Source organism: Nevskia sp. (genome assembly GCF_021732705.1).
Taxonomy (GTDB): domain Bacteria; phylum Pseudomonadota; class Gammaproteobacteria; order Nevskiales; family Nevskiaceae; genus Nevskia.
Genome location: NZ_JAKFUM010000019.1, coordinates 1 through 19375, shown reverse-complemented (window position 1 = coordinate 19375; position 19375 = coordinate 1). Strand labels below are relative to the sequence as shown.

Here is a 19375-nt window from a genome sequence, read left to right as displayed (position 1 = left end):
CGCGGTCCTGATGCTGCGGCGTTCCGGTGCCGTGGCTCAGCGCGTCTCCACGATGTCCGCGTCGAAACCGCCGCGTCCCAGCCTGATCGTCACCCGTTCGCCGGCCGCCACTGCGGCGGCATCGCGCAACACGCGGCCGTCCGCCGACAGCGCCAGCGCGTAGCCGCGTTCGAGCACGGCCGACGGGTTCAGGCTGTTCAGCAGCGCCTCGGCCTGTCGCAACCGGCTGCTGCGGTCGGTCAGCAGATTCCGGCCCTGCAGGCGCAGCCGGGATGCCAGCATCGCGACGCGCTCGCGCCGCGCCAGCAGTTTCGGCAGCGGGGCCGCGGTGTCGAAACGCCGGCAGGCGCGCAACAGTACGTCCCGCTTCGATGCCAGCCGCCCGCGCATCGCGTGTCGCAGGCGCTCGTCCAGTTCGTCCAGCCGCTGCGCGCGCTCGTGCAGGCGACGGCCCGGATGCAGCGTCTGCACGCGGGCGGACAGCTGCATCAGGCGCTCGCGCAGTGCCAGCAGGCGACGGCGGGTCAGGGTGATGAGCGCGATGTCGAGCGTGTCGACCTGCGCGTAGCGCTCGCCGATGTCCGGCGTCGCCAGTTCGGCGGCGGCGGTCGGCGTGGCGGCACGAACATCGGCGGCGAAATCGGCGATGGTGAAGTCGATCTCGTGGCCGACGCCGCTGACCACCGGCACCGGACAGGCGCGGATCGCCCGCGCCACGCCTTCATCGTTGAACGCCCACAGGTCTTCGAGCGAGCCGCCGCCGCGCGCCAGGAGGATCACGTCGACCGGTGCCCGCACCGGCAGTTCGCGCAGCGCGCGGATGATCGCCGGCGGCGCTTCCTTGCCCTGCACCGGCACCGGATACAGCGCGACCTCGGCCAGCGGCCAGCGCCGGCGCAGCGCGTTGAGAATGTCCTGCAGTGCCGCGCCGGTCCCCGACGTGATGATGCCGATTCGTCGCGGCAGCTTCGGCAACGGGCGCTTCAGTGCCGCGTCGAACAGGCCTTCGGCGGCCAGCTTGGCCTTCAGCTGCTCGAAGGCGCGGAGCAGCGCGCCGGTGCCGGCGGCTTCGAGATGCTCGACGATCAACTGCAGCTCGCCGCGCGCCGGGTAGATGCCGACCTTGGCACGCACCAGCACGGCGTCGCCGTCCTTCGGCTGCGGCCGGACGTAGTAGTTGACGTTCTTGAACATCGCGCAGCGCAGCTGAGCGCGATCGTCCTTCAGCGTGAAGTACCAGTGACCGGACGCCGGCCGCGAGAAGTTCGAGATCTCGCCGCTGACCCAGACGCTCGGCAGGCTGTCCTCGATCAGGCCGCGCAGGATGTCGGCCAGTTCGGACACGGCGTAGACGGTGCGGGCGGTACCCGACGGCTGTGCGCTCATGCGCTGGCATCCGGATGGTGATGGAAGCCCTCGCTGCCATTGGCTTGCGCCATCGCCCGCATGGGACCGTCGACGAAGCCTTGACGCTGTTCCAAGCGTGATTCCCTGTCCGGGAATTCATCAAACGTCATCTTCGGCAGCGGCTGTGGGCGAGCCATGGTGCGGTCCGGCGCTTGGGGGCCGCGTATAATAGGCCTTTGACGGAGCCATTTATGTCGCTTGTCGCTGACTCGCGCATCGATCTTGAAGCCCTGACGTTCGATGACGTTCTGCTGCAACCCGCCTATTCCGAAGTGTTGCCGCGCCAGGTCGACCTGCGCACGCCGCTGACGTCCCGCATCACGCTGAACATTCCGCTGCTGTCGGCGGCGATGGACACCGTGACCGAATCCGGCCTCGCGATCGCGCTGGCGCAGGAAGGCGGCATCGGCATCATCCACAAGAACATGACGCCGGCTCGCCAGGCCGCCGAAGTGCGCGCGGTGAAGAAGTACGAGAGCGGCATCATTGCCGATCCGATCACCGTGCCGCCGGCCATGACGATTGCCGAAGTGCTGGCGCTGACCCGGGCCAACCACATCAGCGGCGTGCCGGTCGTCGACGGCGACAAGCTGGTCGGCATCGTCACCAGCCGCGACCTGCGCTTCGAAACGCGCATGGACCAGCCGGTGTCGAAGATCATGACGCCGCAGCCGCGTCTGGTGACGGTCAAGGAAGGCGCGCCGCGTACCGAAGTCATCGAACTGCTGCACGAGCACCGCATCGAGAAGGTGCTGGTAGTCAATGAAGCCTTCCAGCTACGCGGCATGATCACGGTGAAGGACATCCAGAAGTCCACCGAGCATCCGCTGGCCTGCAAGGACGAGCATGGCCGCCTGCGCGTCGGTGCGGCGGTCGGTACCGGTGGCGACACCGACGAGCGCGTTGCAGCACTCGTCGAAGCCGGCGTCGATGTCATCGTCGTCGACACCGCCCACGGCCATTCGAAGGGTGTCATCGATCGCGTTCGCCAGATCAAGCAGACCTACGGCGATCGCGTGCAGATCATTGGCGGCAACATCGCCACCGGTGCCGCAGCGCTGGCGCTGGTCGAAGCGGGTGCCGACGCGGTCAAGGTCGGCATCGGCCCGGGCTCGATCTGCACCACCCGCATCGTCGCTGGCGTTGGCGTACCGCAGATCAGCGCGGTGATGGCAGTGGCCGAAGCGCTGAAGGACAAGGGCATTCCGCTGATCGCCGATGGCGGCGTGCGCTACTCGGGCGACTTCGCCAAGGCGCTCGCAGCAGGCGCCTACGCGGTGATGGTCGGCTCGATGCTGGCCGGCACCGAGGAAGCGCCGGGCGATGTCGAGCTGTATCAGGGCCGCTCGTACAAGAGCTATCGCGGCATGGGCTCGCTCGGCGCGATGGCGCAGGGCTCGAAGGATCGCTACTTCCAGGACACCACGGCGGAAGTCGAGAAGCTGGTGCCGGAAGGCATCGAAGGCCGCGTGCCGTACAAGGGCCCGATGGCCGCGATCGTCCACCAGCTGATCGGCGGCCTGCGCGCCAGCATGGGCTACACCGGCTGCCAGAACACGCAGGAACTGCGCACCCGGACGCGCTTCGTGAAGATCACCTCGGCCGGCATGCGCGAGTCGCACGTCCACGACGTGACGATCACGAAGGAAGCGCCGAACTACCGTACCCAGAGCTGATTCCGATGACCGCCGTTGCAGCCGCTGCGAAGCCGACCCCGACACTGGACATTCACGCCGACCGGATCCTGATCCTCGATTTCGGCTCGCAGTACACGCAGCTGATCGCTCGCCGGGTGCGCGAACTCGGCGTCTACTGCGAACTGCACCCGTGGGACATTTCCGACGACGACATCCGCGCGTTCGCGCCGAAGGGCGTGATCCTGTCCGGCGGTCCGGAGTCCGTGACGCAGCTGAAGGCGCCGCGCGTGCGCGAAGCCGTCTGGGCGCTGAAGGTGCCGGTGCTCGGCATCTGCTACGGCCTGCAGGCGATGGCGCACCAGCTTGGCGGCCGCGTCGATTCGCACGATTCCAAGGAATTCGGCTACGCCGAGATTCGTGCGCGCGGCCATTCGGAACTGCTGCGCGGCATCGAGGACCGGGTCAACGAGGAAGGCCACGGCCTGCTCGATGTCTGGATGAGCCATGGTGACCGCGTGGTCGAGATTCCGCCCGGCTTCAAGCTGATCGCTTCGACACGCGATGTGCCGATCGCCGGCATCGCCGACGAAGAGCGCCGCTACTACGGCCTGCAGTTCCATCCGGAAGTCACGCACACCACGCAGGGCACGCGCATCTATTCGCGCTTCGTGCATGACCTGTGCGGCTGCAGCCGGGAATGGACGCCGAACAACATCATTTCCGATGCGATCGACAAGGTTCGCGCGCAGGTCGGCAACGGTGGTGTGCTGCTCGGGCTTTCCGGCGGTGTCGATTCCTCGGTCGTCGCTGCGCTGTTGCACCGCGCGATCGGCGACCAGCTGACCTGCGTCTTCGTCGACCATGGTCTGCTGCGTCATCACGAAGGCGATCAGGTGATGCAGGTCTTCGCCAAGAACCTTGGCGTGAAGGTCATCCGGGTCGATGCGGAAGCCCGCTTCCTCGGCGAGCTGAAGGGCGTCACCGACCCGGAAGCCAAGCGCAAGATCATCGGCCGGCTGTTCGTCGAGGTGTTCGACGAAGAAGCGCAGAAGATCACGGGGGTGGCCGCCGCCGAGGGACGAGGCGGTTCAGTCGAATTCCTGGCGCAGGGCACCATCTACGCGGACGTGATCGAGAGCGCCGGTGCCAAGTCCGGCAAGGCGCACCTGATCAAGAGTCACCACAACGTCGGCGGGCTGCCCGAGCACATGAAGCTCAAGCTGGTCGAGCCGCTGCGCGAACTGTTCAAGGACGAGGTCCGGCAGATCGGCGTGGAACTCGGCCTGCCGCGCGAGATGGTCTACCGCCATCCGTTCCCGGGTCCGGGCCTCGGCGTTCGCATCCTCGGCGAAGTGACCAAGGAGGCGGCCGACATCCTGCGCATCGCCGATCACATCTTCATCGAGGAACTGCGTGCTGCCGGTTGGTACGACAAGACCTCGCAGGCGTTCGCGGTGTTTCTGCCGGTGAAGTCGGTCGGCGTGACTGGCGACGGTCGCCGCTATGCCCCGGTGATCGCGATCCGCGCCGTGGAGACCATCGACTTCATGACCGCCCGCTGGGCGCGGCTGCCGTACGAACTGCTCGAAAAAGTGTCCTTGCGCATCGTCAACGAGATCGGCGGCGTGTCGAGAGTCGTCTACGACATCTCCGGCAAACCGCCGGCGACGATCGAGTGGGAATAGGCGGCACGGCGCGCAGCGGCTGATTCGATGCTGACGCCCCCATGCTGACCATCGCTGCGCTGCAGATCGGGTCCGACCCGCGCGGCAAGGCGGCGACACTCGAACGAATCCTCGCGTTCGAAACCGACATCGTCGTCGCCGGTGCCGCGGTCGTCGTGATGCCGGAAGCGCTGCTCGGCGGCTATCCGAAAGGCGAGACGTTCGGCGCGCAGCTCGGCTTTCGCCTGCTGGAGGGGCGCGAAGCGTTCCGCGAATACTTCGACAACGCGATCGATCTCGATGGCCCGGAAGTCGCCGCCCTCGCGGAACTGTCCGCGCGCACCGGGGCCAGCCTCGTCGTCGGCATCATTGAACGGGCAGGCAGCTCGCTGTATTGCAGCGCGCTGTTTCTCGATCCGCGGATCGGCGTCGCCGGCCTGCACCGCAAGCTGATGCCGACCGGCACCGAGCGCCTGATCTGGGCACAGGGCGATGGCTCGACGATGCCGGTGGTGGCCAGCCGGGCCGGACGGCTCGGGGCGGCGATCTGCTGGGAAAACCAGATGCCGCTGTTCCGCACCGCGATGTACGCGAAGGGCGTCGAGATCTGGTGTGCGCCGACGGTCGACGAGCGCGACATCTGGCGCGCTTCGATGCGCCACATCGCGCATGAGGGACGTTGCTTCGTGATCAGCGCCTGCCAGGTGCAGCCGTCACCGCAGGCGCTCGGACGAACGGTGCCGAACTGGCCGGACGCGCGGCCGCTGATGGCAGGCGGCAGCCTGATCGTCGGCCCGCTGGGCGATGTGCTGGCCGGGCCGCTGATGAACGACACCGGCCTGCTGTGCGCCGCGATCGACCCGGCCGATCGGGTTCGGGCGCGCTTCGACCTCGATGTGGTCGGCCATTACGCGCGGCCGGACCTCTTTCAGCTGAAGGTCGACGAAACGCCGCGAGCCAGCGTCTCGACATTTCGCACGCCCGACTGACGGCGGAACCCGCCGCGGTTCCGGCGAACTCAGGATCGCGAATAGACGATCTTCTTCGTGCCGCCCTCGCAGCGGCCCACTTCCTTGCGTTCGCTGGCGGCGTCGGCCGGCAGGATTTCCAGCGTGTAGCCCTTCACGCCCTTGGCGTCGAGCTTGGCGGCGATTTCGCCTTTCAATTCCTCGCAAGCCTTGCCGGCAAATGATGGACCCGCAGCGAGCAGCGACAGGGTGACGATCAAGATGGACAGTGGACGCATGGCGATATCTCCTTCGTTGGCGATCAGCAGCGTGAGCGGTGGTGCGAGCAAGGGTGATGCGGGCCGGTGGACGGGCTGCGCGAGCCTGTCGACGTGACCCTGATGGGTGAATGCTGGCCGATGAATCCTGAGCGGTCGTTCGAATGCTTGCCGAGAACCCGATCACAGCGATCGAATTCCATTTGCCGACGAGAGTTGGGAAGGCTCCATTTCCGCATTGGCTCCGTTGACAAATAATTCATGCATGCTGCTGATTGTTAAAGAATTTGCCTGTTCGGATTCGCACGTAGATATTTCGTATCATCTGAACTGAAAGCAACGTCGGCTTGCATCCGAATCGTCGCGTTGCGGGTAGGGTAGACAGTGCTCAGTGCATCGTGCCCCCGGCACGCCATCGATAACGGAAAGAACAGGAGACGCATTCCATGAAGTACTCCCGCAAGTTGCTGCTCGCCGTCGCGGCCTTCGCCGCCGGCATCACCGCTGCATCGCCGGCGATCGCCCAGAGCGGCGGTCCGGTTCGTGACCTTCTCGGCCGTATCCTGAATCCGCCAGCGCCGGCCAATCCGGGTCTGACGGTGTTCGGCATGACCACCGACGGTCGTCTGATTTCGTTCAGCGTCAACACGCCGGGCAGCTTCCAGTACGTCGGCTTCCTCGCCGGCTTCACTGGCGGCGACACGTCGGTGGTCGGCATCGACTACCGCGTGCAGGACGGCCTGCTGTACGCCGTCGGCAACGCTGGCGGTGTCTACACCGTCAACACCAACAACGCCGTGCTGACCTTCGTCAACCGCACCACGGTTCCGCTCAGCGGCACCGCGTTCGGCGTCGACTTCAACCCGGCCGCCGACCGTCTGCGCATCATCAGCAACAACGGCCAGAACCTGCGCCACAACGTCAATGCCGGCGGCGTGACGCTGCTCGACGGCCAGCTGTCGTATGCGCCGACCGCCACGCCGCTGGTGGTCGCCCAGGGTGTGGTGTCGGCTGCCTACACCAACAACGATCTGGCTGGCTCGACCGGTACCACGCTGTTCGACATCGACAGCACGCTCGACCAGATCGTGCTGCAGATTCCGCCGAACAGCGGTGGTCTGACGGCCACCGGCCTCGCCGGCCGCAACTTCTCGGCCCCGGTCGGCTTCGACATCTACAGCAGCCGCGATGCCAACGGCACCACGGTCGCCAATACCGCGTTCGCCTCGGGTGTCAACGCCAACGGCACGTCGAGCCTGCTGTCGGTCAACCTGCTGACCGGCCTCGTCACCGAGCTCGGTGCGCTGCCGGAAGGTGTCGTGCTGTCCGATATCGCGCTGCCGCTGAACCAGGTGCCGTAAGCACCGGGCGGTTCGCCGCCCACGAAAAAGCCGCGGCTGGAGTCATCCAGCCGCGGCTTTTTTTCGTCCGGATTCCGGGCGGCGCCGATCAGAAGCGGTACTGCACCCCGAGTTCGACATTGACCTGCGAGCCGACGTCCGGAAACGGCTGCTTGTCCTGATAGCGCGCCCCCAGATCGAAGGTGAAGCCGCGCCACGGAATGGTCACGCCGGCCTCGAACTGGTTCACGGTGACTGGCTGGGCGCTGACGACATTGCGCAGATAGCTGCCGCTCGCCTGGAGGGCGGCCAGCTCGGCCGTGGTGATGTGGGAATTGTGATAAGCAGCCCGCCACGTCCAGCCATTGGTCGTCGCCAGCAGGCCGGACAGCGTGAACAGGGTCGAATCGCTGTCTTGCGAGAAGCCGAGCGTGCGGCCGCGGTAGCGGAAGCCGTCCGTGTACTGGTCGTTGTTGTAGGCGAAGCCGGGCAGGCGGGTCTGGAAGCCGAACGCATCCAGCGTCGCGCGACTGTCCGTGTATTCGGCCACCAGCCGCCAGCTCGTTCCGTCCGTACCCCACGGCCCGGCCCAACTGAAGCCGCCGAGGTAGGTCTCGTACGAATGCGTGAACGGGCCGGTGTCCTCGTTGCTGATCTGCAGGTACGGCGAGAAGCTCAGCACGTTGAAATCGTAGGTGTACTTGATCTCGAACGAGCCTTCGTCGTTGCTGGCGTTGCGGTCGTTGTCGGTGTTGTTGATGCCGAACGCGGCGCGGAACGGCTTGCAGACATTGTCGCCACCGCAGAACTGCGAGAGCCGCGACACCGTCAGCTCCAGATCCTTGACCGGCTCGATGCTGATCCGCAGCGCGCCGAAGCCGGTGTTGCGGTCCTCGCGCGAATCCTCTTCGAGCAGGCCGACGAAGAAATCGATCTGGAACTTCCCGAGCCAGCTCAGCCAGGGCGTCTCGAACGCTTTCGGGTTGTTGCGGGTGATGCCGATCTTCGGAAACGGCCGCGCATTGTTCGACAGGATCAGGCTCGATACATGGCCCGGCCCGTACCACTTGTCGACCCAGCCGCCATATAGCTGCAGGTTGCCGAGCAGTGCGGTGGCGTAGGTGCCGTCCAGCGCGAACCGGCTGTCGTTGCCATCCAGCCGGGTGATCGTGCCGACGCGCAGATTGGCCGCGAAGGCGTCGCTGTCGTAGTTCAGGCCGACCCGGGCATCCAACTGGTCCTGCGCGCTGCGGCCGAAATCGCGAATCAGGTTCGGCTCGCTTGCAAAGCGCACTTCCGCGGCGGGCGTCAGGCCAGCGCTGCGTGACGATGCCCGCAGCTTTGCGAGCACGCGCGCGGCGGCGAACTGGATGAACTCCGGCTGCTTCGCCAGACGTCCGGCGTCCTGCAGCGGAGCCAGGAAGCCGACGGGCAGCGGCCATGTGGTGGTCGGTCCTTCGATCAGGCCGCGGGCTGCCAGCAGCTCGATATCGCTGCGCAGCGCCCGATCCCCGACTTCCGCCCACGGCGCTGCCGTTGCGGGCAAAGCCGCTGCCAGCAGCGAAGCGGCGGCGAGCGACAACAGGGTTCGGCGCACAGGTGTAGTCATTCGGGGGCTCTCAAGCATTGGGGTCAGGCAAACGTACCAGACGCACACGCACGCTCGCCGACGAGCGGATCAGGTGCCGTGACGCCGTGCAAGGTTCAGGCCGCGTGGGCGGCCGCCAAGTCATCCAGACACAGCGCAAGACTGGCCTGCCAGTCCGCCAGCACGAAGCCGGCGGCGGCACGCAGCCCGGCGTTGTCGAGCCGTGAATTGGCCGGGCGCTGCGCCGGGGTCGGGTAGTCCGCGGTGGTGATGCCGTCGACCGGCACCTGCCGCGTCAGCCCGCGTGCGGCGCCGAGTTCGACGATGGCGGACGCAAAACCATGCCAGCTCGTATGGCCGGATGCGGTCAGATTCAGCAGCGCGGCGGGCGGCGCGTCGTCCGGCGGAAAGCGGCGCAGCAGTTGTGCGGTGGCGTCGGCGATCGCCCGGCTCCAGGTCGGTGCGCCCACCTGATCGGCCACCACGCGCAGCCGGTCACGCTCCCGGCTCAGTTTCAGCATCGTCAGCAGGAAGTTTTTGCCGCGCGTGCCGTAGACCCAGCTCGTGCGGAGAATCAGGTGCCGGCCGCCCGCGGCGCGAACGGCCTCCTCGCCGGCCAGCTTGGTCCGGCCATAGACCGAGACCGGCGACGTCGCGCTGGTTTCGGTGTACGGCGTGCCGGCGCCGCCATCGAACACGTAGTCGGTGGAGTAATGGACGAACAGCGCGTTCAGGTCGGCGCAGGCGCGGGCGATCGCGCTAGGGGCATCGGCATTCACGCGCTGCGCGAGATCGGCGTCCGTTTCCGCCTTGTCGACTGCCGTGTAGGCCGCCGGGTTGACCACCAGCGATGGCTTCACGCGCCGCAGGTAGGCGGCGGCGGCGGGGGGGTCACTCAGATCGCACTCGGCGCGTCCGGGCGCGAGCACTTCACCGAACGTCGACAAGCTACGCCGCAGCTCCCAGCCCACCTGGCCGGTGCCGCCGGTGACGACGATCCGGGCCGGTTCCGGCACGCTCATGCAGCACCTCGACCAAACGTGTTCGGGAACAACTCAGCCTCGCTCAGGCGTTTGCCGTCACGGTCCTTGGCCGACAGCAGCGGCTCGGCGAAGCCTTCCGGCAACGGCCAGTCGATCGCCAGGGTCGGGTCGTTCCAGACGATCGCGCGCTCATGGGCCGGCGCGTAGTAGTCGGTGGTCTTGTAGAGGAACTCGGCGAACTCCGACAGCACCAGAAAGCCGTGCCCGAATCCGGCAGGCACCCAGAGCTGACGCTTGTTCGCCGCCGACAGGTGCACGCCCACCCAGCGGCCGAAGCTCGGGCTGCCGCGCCGCAGGTCGACGGCCACGTCGTAGACCTCGCCGTGGGTCACCCGCACCAGCTTTCCCTGCGCCTGCTCGATCTGATAGTGCAGTCCGCGCAGCACGCCGCGAGCCGAGCGCGAATGGTTGTCCTGCACGAAGGCGGTCTTCACGCCGGTGGCCGCCTCGAAGCTGCGGGCGTTGAAGCTCTCGTAGAAGAAGCCGCGGTCATCCCCGAACACGCGCGGTTCAAGGATCAGCACATCGGGAAGTTCGGTCGGAATGCAGTTCATGGTATCGAGCACTATCGAAGCAAGCGCTCAGACCGGCTGCGCGAGCACATCGAGGAGGTATTGGCCGTAGCCGCTCTTGGCCAGCGGCTTGGCCAGCGCTTCGAGTTCGGCATCGCTGATCCAGCCATTGCGCCAGGCCAGTTCTTCCGGGCAGCACAGCTTCAGGCCCTGCCGCTTTTCAAGCGTCTGCACGAACTGGCCGGCCTCGATCAAAGAATCATGCGTGCCGGTATCGAGCCAGGCATCGCCGCGGCCGAAGCGTTCCACCGTCAACTGCCCGCGCCGGAGGTATTCGACATTGACATCAGTGATTTCCAGCTCGCCGCGCGCCGACGGCTTTACCGCCTTGGCGATCTCGACCACCTGCCGGTCATAGAAATACAGGCCGGTCACGGCGTAGCGGCTGCGCGGCTTCGCCGGCTTTTCCTCGATGCTGATGGCACGGCCGTCCTGATCGAACTCGACTACGCCGTAGCGTTCCGGATCCTGCACCGGGTAGGCGAACACGGTGGCGCCGTCGGTCTTTTGCGCGGCTTTGGTCAGGCGCAGCCGCAGGTCGTGGCCGAAGAACAGGTTGTCGCCCAGCACCAGTGCGCAGCCATCATCACCGATGAACGACTCGCCGATGATGAAGGCCTGCGCCAGACCATCCGGCGACGGCTGCACGGCGTAGTCGATCTTGCAGCCCAGCCGGCTGCCATCGCCCAGCAGCTGCCGAAAGCGCGGCGTTTCATCCGGGGTGGAGATCACCAGGATTTCGCGGATGTTCGCCATCAGCAGCGCCGACAGCGGGTAATAGATCATCGGCTTGTCGTACACCGGCAGCAGCTGCTTGGACACGACATGCGTCAGCGGATACAGCCGGGTGCCGGAGCCCCCGGCGAGGATGATGCCCTTCATGTCACGCGCTCCGGGTGCTGTACTGGGTTTCGATCCAGCGCCGATAGTCGCCGCTGGTCACGCCGCGCACCCATTCAGGGTTGTCGAGGTACCACTGAACCGTCTTGCGCAGCCCGGTCTCGAACGATTCCTGCTGGCGCCAGCCCAGCTCCGTTTCGAGCTTCGTGCAGTCGATGGCATAGCGCCGGTCATGGCCCGGCCGGTCCTTCACGTAGGTGATCAGGCGCCGATGCGGGCCGCTGGACGGATGCAGCTCGTCGAGCAGGTCACAGAGCGTGTGCACTACGTCCAGATTGGTGCGTTCCGCCCGCCCGCCGACACAATAGGTTTCGCCAACCCGCCCGCGCTCCAGCACCGTCCGGATCGCCCGCGCGTGGTCCTCCACGAACAGCCAGTCGCGCACGTTCAGGCCGTCGCCGTACACCGGCAGCGGCTTGCCGGCGACGGCATTCAGGATCATCAGCGGGATGAGCTTTTCCGGGAAGTGATACGGCCCGTAGTTGTTCGAGCAGTTCGTCGTCACCACCGGCAGGCCGTAGGTGTGGTGCCAGGCGCGCACCAGCTGATCCGACCCGGCCTTGGACGCCGAATACGGCGAATTCGGCGCATAGGCCGTGGTTTCGCTGAACGCGCCTTCGTCGCCGAGGGAGCCGTAGACCTCGTCGGTCGACACATGATGAAAGCGGAACGCGGCCTGCCGATCACCCGGCAATTCCCGCCAGTAGGCGCGGGCCGCTTCGAGCAGGGTGTAGGTCCCGACCACGTTGGTCTGGATGAACGCACCCGGCCCGGTGATCGACCGGTCGACATGGCTTTCCGCCGCCAGATGCACGATGGCATCCGGCTGCACCCGGGCGATCAGCCCGGCCACCGCCGGCGCATCACAGATATCGATGATTTCCAGCGAAAACCGGGGGTTATCGCGGACTGGCGCCAACGATTCGACATTGCCGGCATAGGTCAGCTTGTCCAGCACGACAATGCGCCAGTCGGTTTCCGCCAGCCATTGGCGAACGACACAGGAGCCGATGAAGCCGGCGCCGCCGGTGACGATGACGGTTTTTAAAGTCATATCTGGTGGGAATTAACGGGGACTGAGGATATCAGCGGCTTTTAGGCGATAACCGGAACCACAAGACACGGGGAAGGCGCAGGATGAAACATGTTGCGAAAGCGAACCGCCGCTGCAGCATCACTGAAGCCGACGAGCGAGCCATCGTCGTTACGTTACCGCCGTGCCGACGATACCGGATCAAGGGTTCTGGCAAGAAAACCACCTTTCCCGCAACCGTTGCCAGCATGCCCAGCCACTGGTCATGCATATAGATCGCGGACGGGAATGGAACGGCAACCATGGCAACATCTCGACGAAGTGCCATCGTGCAGCCCATAAAACTATTACGCAGCCAGTTCCGTACAAGGCCTGGGCGAGACTGGCGCCATTCAAAGAAGGTCTGGTTCAGCGAGATGTCGTCGCCGTCAACGAGCAAAGCGTCCGACAGGATGCACGCTGCGCCTGTCGTCGTGAACGTTTCCAAGGTGCGCTGCACCTTGTTGTCTGCCCAGATATCGTCTTGGTCGCTGAGGAAGACCAGATCGCCGGTCGATTCTGCCAATGCGCGTTCGAAGGTTTTAACCACGCCCAGATTTCGCGGGTTACGGATATAGCGAATTCGAGCGTCGCCGAAACTCCTGACGATCGCCTCGCTGTTGTCGCATGAGCCGTCATCGACGGCTATCAGTTCATCCTGCGGGCCGAGCTGCGTGAGGATCGAACGGATTTGGGGCTCAATGAACTGAGCACCGTTGTATATGGCCATACAGACCGAGAGCCGGTGAGTCATGGGATAACTTCCTAACTGGGCGCACCAAAATGGCTGTGCTCAGCAGGCAAAGATGCCCAGCGTGCAAGCGAGGCAATCGTAAGCGCAACCAAAATCTGCGGAATCATCCATGGGCTAGAAAGCCCATTGTCAGCAAACCATTGAATGATGTTTTGTCCAACGAACGGATAAAAGCAAATCCCAAAATAATCGCCAGAGTTAAAACGTTTGAACATGTATCCGCAGAACAGCCCATAGAGTGCGAAGTAGAAAACTGAAAAATACCCCCAATCAAGGAAAGCTGTACCAAAAACACTGAGCCAAATGAACTCCGGATTAAGTCCATTACTTTCCATCGCTGCAAACTGGCCTAACCAGTTTATATGTCGGGATTCAGGAATATCGAACGATCTAAACACATCTAAACTGTAAACATCGACTCCAGGAATTGAAAAAAGAAAACCAAACGTATAATAGCCTACTCCTTCGTTCGGCATGATGAGGCCGCCCGATAGTGCCAAGGCCAAGCGGTTGTACGAGGAAAAGAAATAGCCTAATAAGCCGTACACTGCGGAATCGATATCGCTGCCGCTACCGGCAACAGACAAATTCCCTCGTGCCAAGCTGGTAACAAAGAAAAGCAAAACCAAACCTAAAAAAAGTAGGCCTAAGTTTCTAATCAGTTTTCCTGTCGAGAAGTTGACGGATTTTTGAAAGAAATGCAGTTTGACGATCGTCAAAGAAAACAGCATCGGTATCAAAAGGCTTCGCTGCATCAATACGATCAGTAACATTACGCTGGCAATCGCCGTTAACACGAAAAGCTTGTTAATGCGAGGGCAGGGTTGTCCAGCGTGCGATCGTGCATTGATAAAATAAAAGCTAAAGATAATGCTACAGTTGCATATCGGGAGAAGATGATTCAACCGACGGAACTCATCAGTGATGTCTTGCCGGAACTCTTTACCGAGCCCCGACAGGGCGTATGAGATCAAATCAGGAAAAGATGTGATCACAGCATAAGTATAGAAAATTGAATAGGCGGTGCTCAAGATAAGAAGAGCGCCGACTAACCGTGTATCGACATTTTTAATATCGAACCTTGGACTTCTTGACGGGAACTCACTTCTGCTCGACGCCCAAATACCAAAGTAAAAAGCGGCGAGGCAGAAAACTAGGAACAGAAAAGTAACGCCATCACCGCAGATGTAGCACTCTTCCTCCATGATCCTCCCGTAGTAACCCCGCGGCATGAATACCGTTGCGAGCGCATAGGTGCCACTTAGCAATCCAAGGCTGAGCGGCGATACTAATGAACGGAATCCTCGTTCGATCATTGGCTTGGGAAAACACGAGAGTTAATGTTCCAGCGCGACAAGTCGGCAGCGCTTACGGAAGACGACCGGGAAAAAGCGCGAAAAAATCCAGAGAACCACGCTTTAACTTTAATTACTCGATCTGATTCATAGATGATTATTTTTAAAATCCTCAATACTTCACGAGTCGAAAGCTTTAAGCACATCCGTGGCGAACGGAAACTGTGGCGGAAAATAAGTTTCATCATATTGTGGCCACTCGCGAACAGACGACCCGGGGAATGGTGGGTTGTCACGAAGCTTTTACCGAAAAAACTCTTTCGCTCACCCTTGCCAATGCTATGAATGAGTTCGATTGGCAGTGATCGTGCCTCATGCCCTGTCTGGTTCAGCCTTAGCATGTAGTCATGGTCGACAAAGTCAATGAAGAAACTTTCGTCGTAACCGCCCAACGCCAAGAACGTCGAGAGCCGAACGAATGATCCAGAGGTAATGGCTTCCTCAACCATGGGATAGCGTTCGACATCCGAATTTTTGGGCCGTTGATAGATGTTGCCGCTATCGGCAAATATCGGCGCGAACAAGGCAACTTGTGCATGGTCAGCAGCCCATTCGATGGCAGCAAAGCCGACATCAGCGAAACCATCCGGACAAATGCTGTCTTGATCAAAGAGTGCTGCCCAAGCGGCGCCAGCCACGGCAGCAGCCCGCACGCCGGCATTGATCGCGGCGGCGATTCCGGCGTTGCCATGCATATCGATCACCAAGGCCGAATGGCGCTGCGAAGATGACGGGATTACTGAAGGTAGATTCAATGGATCGCCGTTATTGACTATCCATACCTTTTCGAACTGGGTGGTGAGGCGCGCGAGGCGATTTGAGAAATCAGGGTCTGGGTTGAAGGCTACCACTACAGCATGCAGATGCCTTGACGAGCCCTTGCTCGAGACGAGGTTTGTAGTCACGGCTTTCTCGCCGTGAAGGTGATGAATTCTCGGGATTCCGGGAGCTTTCTCGCCTTTGCTTCCGCATGTCTTGTCTCCACCGCTACGTCGGCCGCGTAGGGATTCAGTACACCCTGAGTATCTAAGGCTGCGATTTGACGACTTGCGATTGCAAGCGGTTTGAACTCGGGACGCCATGGCGCTGGTTCAATGTCAATGAATCCCGCTTGTTCAAGCGAGGACTTGAGAGACATCCAAGTGAAGAGCACCAGATGACGCGGCGGTTCCAAGCCGCGCCAGTTGCGGCCGTACAGGCCATGCCCGGTGCTTTCAAGATTGGGCGTTTCTATCCAAAGCTTTCCTCCGCTGCGCAAGAGACGGAAGCATTGTTTCAGCGCCTCTACCGGGTTGTAGACGTGTTCGATCACGTGACTGAGCGTGATCGCATCGAGGGCATCTTGCTGTCCGGAAAGGATGTCGAGCCCTCCAAGATCGACATCGAGTCCGAGCTGACGCGCGGCAGCCACTGCCTGGGGATCAAAGTCGATACCTTTTACCTGCCATCCCGCATGCTTTATGAGGAACAGAAACTGCCCGCTGCCACAACCCACATCCAACAGATGCTGGCCTTTGGGAGAGTGCTTGAAGCTGCGCATGAGTTCATGATCGACCTTGGCCTTCATGGCTGGGATGCACGCGACGACGGCTCCCAACGCGGCAGAAGCTGGTTGGAGCTCGGCATTCCAGTGCCGGTTGATATAGCCATTGCGCGCACGCCGGGAAAGTTGTTTCAATAGACCTACTGCATCGTTAATAGAATGTGTGTAGTAACTGGAATACGCACGGCCGATGCTTTGTGGTGTTGGCCGAGGATCGAGATAGGCGCTTCCACAGGCGCTGCATGCATAAAGATTCCAGTTGCCTTGTGCCGAGAACAAATGGTCGCGGAGCCGATTATGCAGCAGTCTTCGTTCAGTGCCGTTGCAGACTGGACAGGCTGACACTGGCTCGCATTCTTCAGCGGGCCATTCTGTTTCGCGCCGATTAATCATGAGTTAGTCCAGCCGCGCAAGCTTTTGCGGCGCGTCATGGCGATGACTGCAGGGGTGATCTGAAGTCGCGCGGTCAGGAAAACAAAGATCAGGAGCGTGACGACAGCGGCTATGAGCTTCGAGGTCAAATCGTGCAGCAAGGTAATTGTCGCGAGCGATAGAACGACGATGACCAGCCTAGGCACCGTCTTTTTGAGGTAGGCGGAAAAGCCTGGGACGATGCTGCTGGCGATGCCCGAGAGCAACAGGCAATCGAGGAATGTTCGGAAAGCCCAGACCTGCGCTGCACCATCGATCCCGCCGGCTTGTAGCGCCCACCAAAGCAATGGCAGGTAAACCAGCAGCTCAAGAAAGTGAGCTTTTGCGCTGAGATCTGGGCGGCCCGCTCCCTGAATAAGTGCAAATGGAAGATGTGCAAGCGCGTTGAACAGTATTCCGATGGATAGCCACTGCAGTACAGCCATACTGTTCTTCGAAAAATCTGGACCAAGCCAGATCAGAAGCGCTTCATTTGCGAAAACAACAGAAATCAAGATGATGGGTAGTAGAAGGACGAGCACAGACTCCCACCCGCGAATCAGCAGTTTGAGCGTTGCCGGCGGATCAATTTGATGCAAAGCCGCAAAACGCGGGAAAAGTGTAGCGGAGATTGCGCCAGGCAGAATCAGTAACTTGGTCGCCATCTCGTAAGGCGTTGCGTAATACGCCACAGCCGTGACCGAAAGGGTTGCGCCGATCAGAAATCGATCGAAGTAGATCATTAGCGGACCAATGATGTTGGTGACTGTCATCCAGCTACCGAATCGGAACAAGGCCAATACGTCTGCAGAGTTGAAGCTGAAGCCGTTGGCAAGCGCCGGCATGACTCGAACGCACATCGCAGCTTGAACGACGGCTGCCATCACACGTAATACGACCAGACTGAGGGTGATATCGATGAGGCTGTGGCTAAAGGGCAGAACAACCAGCGGCGCAGCGAAGTTGCTGATGCCAAGCGGAGTTCTTACGAGATTAATTAAATCAAAGCGATCGTAAGCGGTTAGCAACCCCACCAAGCCGGCTGATACGACAACCAAAGGAATCGCGGCAGCAAGAATGAGGAACGTTACTCGCGCTTCCTGTTGCAGTTCAGGCGGGATTTTGAACACATCAACTGCCAGATAGGAAGCTGAACTACTAGCCAGCAGACCCCCGAGCAAACCCATGACTGCCATGAGGGCTAATGCAGTCCATGTAGTCACGGCAAGCTTTACGTCTGATTCGCTTGTCCTGCGACCTGAGATTATTTGGGTAAGTGCGCGTCCGAGTCCGAGATCGAAAAGGCTGAAGTAGCCAATGACCAGCCACGCTAGCGTGAGGATGCCGAAGCGATCTGTCCCAAGTCCGCTAATGATCTTAGGGATTGCGAACAACGCGAACGCAATCGGAATTGCCTGCCCCGCAAGGTTGATCAGGGTATTGCTGGTGATAGAGCGACTCACAGTGTGTTGGAGCAAAAACGGTCGAGGTTCCGAGCCACTTCAACCCTGCGTAGCAGCATGGTTCTTGCGAACTACAAACGCAAGCGACAATGCTCCGCCGATCAAAAATCCGAGAATCGCAAACAGAGAACGCTTGGGACGTAGCTTCTTCTCGGGTACTACGGGCGGGTCTATGACTTTGAATGCGTAATCTTCATTAACCTGAGCAAACATCTCGCGTTTTAATTCAGAGTCGATCAGTTTGAAGACAGCTTGTCTTACTTCTAGTTCGCTGCTTTTCTTTGCTTGTTCTTGAAGAAAGGTAAGACTTTTTTGCGATCTTTCAATTGCAGTGGAACGTAGTAAGGCATTGGCGCGGTTTACTAACTCGGAAGCCCACTCGGCAGATTGTTCAGGGTTCGACCATTCGATACTCAGCGTGACCAAGCCCGAACGCCGATCTTCTTCGACACGACGAATCTTCTTATTGAAACGTTCGTAGCCATCGTTGGCGGTAGGAACGCCATCGAACAACCCAAGAATGGTTGAATCTTGCGACTTCCATCGCCCGTTTTTAGCGTCCCAACGTTCGTTGAACAGAACTGGTAAAAGCTTCTTATCAGCAATGAACTGGTCGATCAGTGCACGAGATTTCAAGATCGCGATGGCTTCCTGCGTGTTGCTATCTGAATTGGGGTTAAGTCCGGCAAGCGCCGCCAGACCCGCGCCAGAGCCACCGAGCCCCGAAAGCAGACTACTGCCGCGCTTCTCTGCTGGGGAGTTGAGCAGTAAAACCTCGGCCTTGAAAACGGGTGTAATTAGGAAGCTAGATGCGACGGCGATGAGCGCAGTAACCAAAGCTGCAAACGCAATAAAACGTTTGTTTTGATTAGCAAGTCTGCCGATTTCAGGGGCTGGTGGAATCATTTTTCGCAGCAGTGAGAGAATGGCAGATCAGGCATTGCGCCAGTAGTGTGGGCTGGCGCTCAACCTACGCTTGGTCGATAGGGACAGGCTGTTTTCCATCAATCCTAGCCGGTATCCAGCGTATTTAAACAGTGTTCGAGCCAGTGCGTTAGGTAACTGCATGGGGGCATTTACTGCCAAGTAGCGCAACTCTGATAATAAGAATCGTTTTCCTTCGCCTTCTGGTTTTCCGAATTCGTCGGTTATCCAGCGATTGCGACTGTGAAATACACCGACGTCAAAGTACCGGCGGAAATCTTCGCCTATCGTGTAAGCATGTGAATGATATACACGTGCATCAGCGACATAAGCTTTTTTGTAGCCTGCTTTTATTGAGCCGGCATTCAAATGTTGAACTCAAGCGGCATACCGAACCGGCTCGTGTTGGAAGTAGCGCTTGATGCGGTCGGGCTGCCGCTGCACGCTGCGCAGGTGTCGGGCCGCCGCCTTGACGAG

Annotated in this window: 18 protein-coding genes; 4 read left to right on the top strand and 14 right to left on the bottom strand. The window is 61.2% G+C overall.

Features of this window, described 5'->3' with window-relative positions:
* Positions 1–36: 36 nt before the first annotated feature.
* Positions 37–1386, bottom strand: a complete 1350-nt coding sequence (gene xseA, locus QZ951_RS18370; protein WP_293003253.1) for an exodeoxyribonuclease VII large subunit — start codon at positions 1384–1386, stop codon at positions 37–39.
* A gap of 212 nt (positions 1387–1598) precedes the next feature.
* Here xseA and guaB point away from each other — a divergent pair, with 212 nt between their 5' ends.
* From guaB to QZ951_RS18355, 3 genes are read left to right on the top strand one after another with little or no spacing between them, the layout of a single operon-like run.
* On the top strand, positions 1599–3083 hold the full coding sequence (guaB, locus tag QZ951_RS18365) for an IMP dehydrogenase (protein ID WP_293003251.1): 1485 nt from the start codon (positions 1599–1601) through the stop codon (positions 3081–3083).
* A gap of 5 nt (positions 3084–3088) precedes the next feature.
* Positions 3089–4729, top strand: coding sequence for a glutamine-hydrolyzing GMP synthase (gene guaA, locus QZ951_RS18360; RefSeq protein ID WP_293003249.1), 1641 nt, complete (start codon positions 3089–3091; stop codon positions 4727–4729).
* Between the two features lie 41 nt (positions 4730–4770).
* Positions 4771–5697, top strand: a complete 927-nt coding sequence (locus tag QZ951_RS18355) for a carbon-nitrogen hydrolase family protein (RefSeq protein WP_293003247.1) — start codon at positions 4771–4773, stop codon at positions 5695–5697.
* Positions 5698–5726: 29 nt separating this feature from the next.
* Here the strand turns inward: QZ951_RS18355 and QZ951_RS18350 are convergent, their stop codons facing one another.
* Positions 5727–5954: a DUF1161 domain-containing protein gene (locus QZ951_RS18350; RefSeq protein ID WP_366943983.1), complete on the bottom strand. Its 228-nt coding sequence runs from the start codon at positions 5952–5954 to the stop codon at positions 5727–5729.
* 425 nt (positions 5955–6379) lie between these two features.
* Between QZ951_RS18350 and QZ951_RS18345 the strand changes: the two genes are divergently transcribed.
* A complete protein-coding gene (locus QZ951_RS18345; protein ID WP_293003242.1) occupies positions 6380–7294 on the top strand; it encodes a DUF4394 domain-containing protein in 915 nt (304 codons plus the stop codon).
* Positions 7295–7382: 88 nt separating this feature from the next.
* Here the strand turns inward: QZ951_RS18345 and QZ951_RS18340 are convergent, their stop codons facing one another.
* From QZ951_RS18340 to QZ951_RS18285, 12 genes are all read right to left on the bottom strand, one after another.
* Entirely contained in the window at positions 7383–8882 is a 1500-nt protein-coding gene (locus QZ951_RS18340; RefSeq protein WP_293003239.1) for a capsule assembly Wzi family protein, read from the bottom strand.
* Between the two features lie 95 nt (positions 8883–8977).
* The gene (gene rfbD, locus QZ951_RS18335; protein ID WP_293003237.1) at positions 8978–9883 is read right to left on the bottom strand and encodes a dTDP-4-dehydrorhamnose reductase; all 906 of its coding nucleotides are present in this window, start codon (positions 9881–9883) and stop codon (positions 8978–8980) included.
* Positions 9880–10458, bottom strand: coding sequence for a dTDP-4-dehydrorhamnose 3,5-epimerase (gene rfbC / locus QZ951_RS18330; protein ID WP_293003235.1), 579 nt, complete (start codon positions 10456–10458; stop codon positions 9880–9882). Before rfbC ends, rfbD begins: the two co-directional genes overlap by 4 nt.
* A gap of 27 nt (positions 10459–10485) precedes the next feature.
* Positions 10486–11358 (bottom strand): glucose-1-phosphate thymidylyltransferase RfbA, encoded by an 873-nt coding sequence (gene rfbA, locus QZ951_RS18325; RefSeq protein ID WP_293003233.1) that lies wholly within the window; start codon positions 11356–11358, stop codon positions 10486–10488.
* A 1-nt stretch (position 11359) separates the two neighbouring features.
* Complete coding sequence (gene rfbB, locus QZ951_RS18320) at positions 11360–12430, bottom strand: dTDP-glucose 4,6-dehydratase (protein WP_293003231.1); 1071 nt, start codon at positions 12428–12430, stop codon at positions 11360–11362.
* Positions 12431–12461: 31 nt separating this feature from the next.
* A complete protein-coding gene (locus QZ951_RS18315) occupies positions 12462–13202 on the bottom strand; it encodes a glycosyltransferase family 2 protein (protein WP_293003229.1) in 741 nt (246 codons plus the stop codon).
* 11 nt (positions 13203–13213) lie between these two features.
* Positions 13214–14518, bottom strand: a complete 1305-nt coding sequence (locus tag QZ951_RS18310) for an O-antigen polymerase (protein WP_293003227.1) — start codon at positions 14516–14518, stop codon at positions 13214–13216.
* Positions 14515–15462 (bottom strand): glycosyltransferase, encoded by a 948-nt coding sequence (locus QZ951_RS18305; RefSeq protein ID WP_293003225.1) that lies wholly within the window; start codon positions 15460–15462, stop codon positions 14515–14517. The genes QZ951_RS18310 and QZ951_RS18305 overlap by 4 nt, the downstream gene beginning before the upstream one ends.
* Positions 15459–16493 (bottom strand): class I SAM-dependent methyltransferase, encoded by a 1035-nt coding sequence (locus tag QZ951_RS18300; protein ID WP_293003223.1) that lies wholly within the window; start codon positions 16491–16493, stop codon positions 15459–15461. The genes QZ951_RS18305 and QZ951_RS18300 overlap by 4 nt, the downstream gene beginning before the upstream one ends.
* Complete coding sequence (locus QZ951_RS18295) at positions 16490–17974, bottom strand: flippase (RefSeq protein WP_293003221.1); 1485 nt, start codon at positions 17972–17974, stop codon at positions 16490–16492. Before QZ951_RS18295 ends, QZ951_RS18300 begins: the two co-directional genes overlap by 4 nt.
* A gap of 39 nt (positions 17975–18013) precedes the next feature.
* The gene (locus QZ951_RS18290) at positions 18014–18880 is read right to left on the bottom strand and encodes a Wzz/FepE/Etk N-terminal domain-containing protein (RefSeq protein WP_293003219.1); all 867 of its coding nucleotides are present in this window, start codon (positions 18878–18880) and stop codon (positions 18014–18016) included.
* A 27-nt stretch (positions 18881–18907) separates the two neighbouring features.
* Positions 18908–19267, bottom strand: a complete 360-nt coding sequence (locus QZ951_RS18285; RefSeq protein WP_293003217.1) for a hypothetical protein — start codon at positions 19265–19267, stop codon at positions 18908–18910.
* Positions 19268–19375 lie beyond the last annotated feature (108 nt).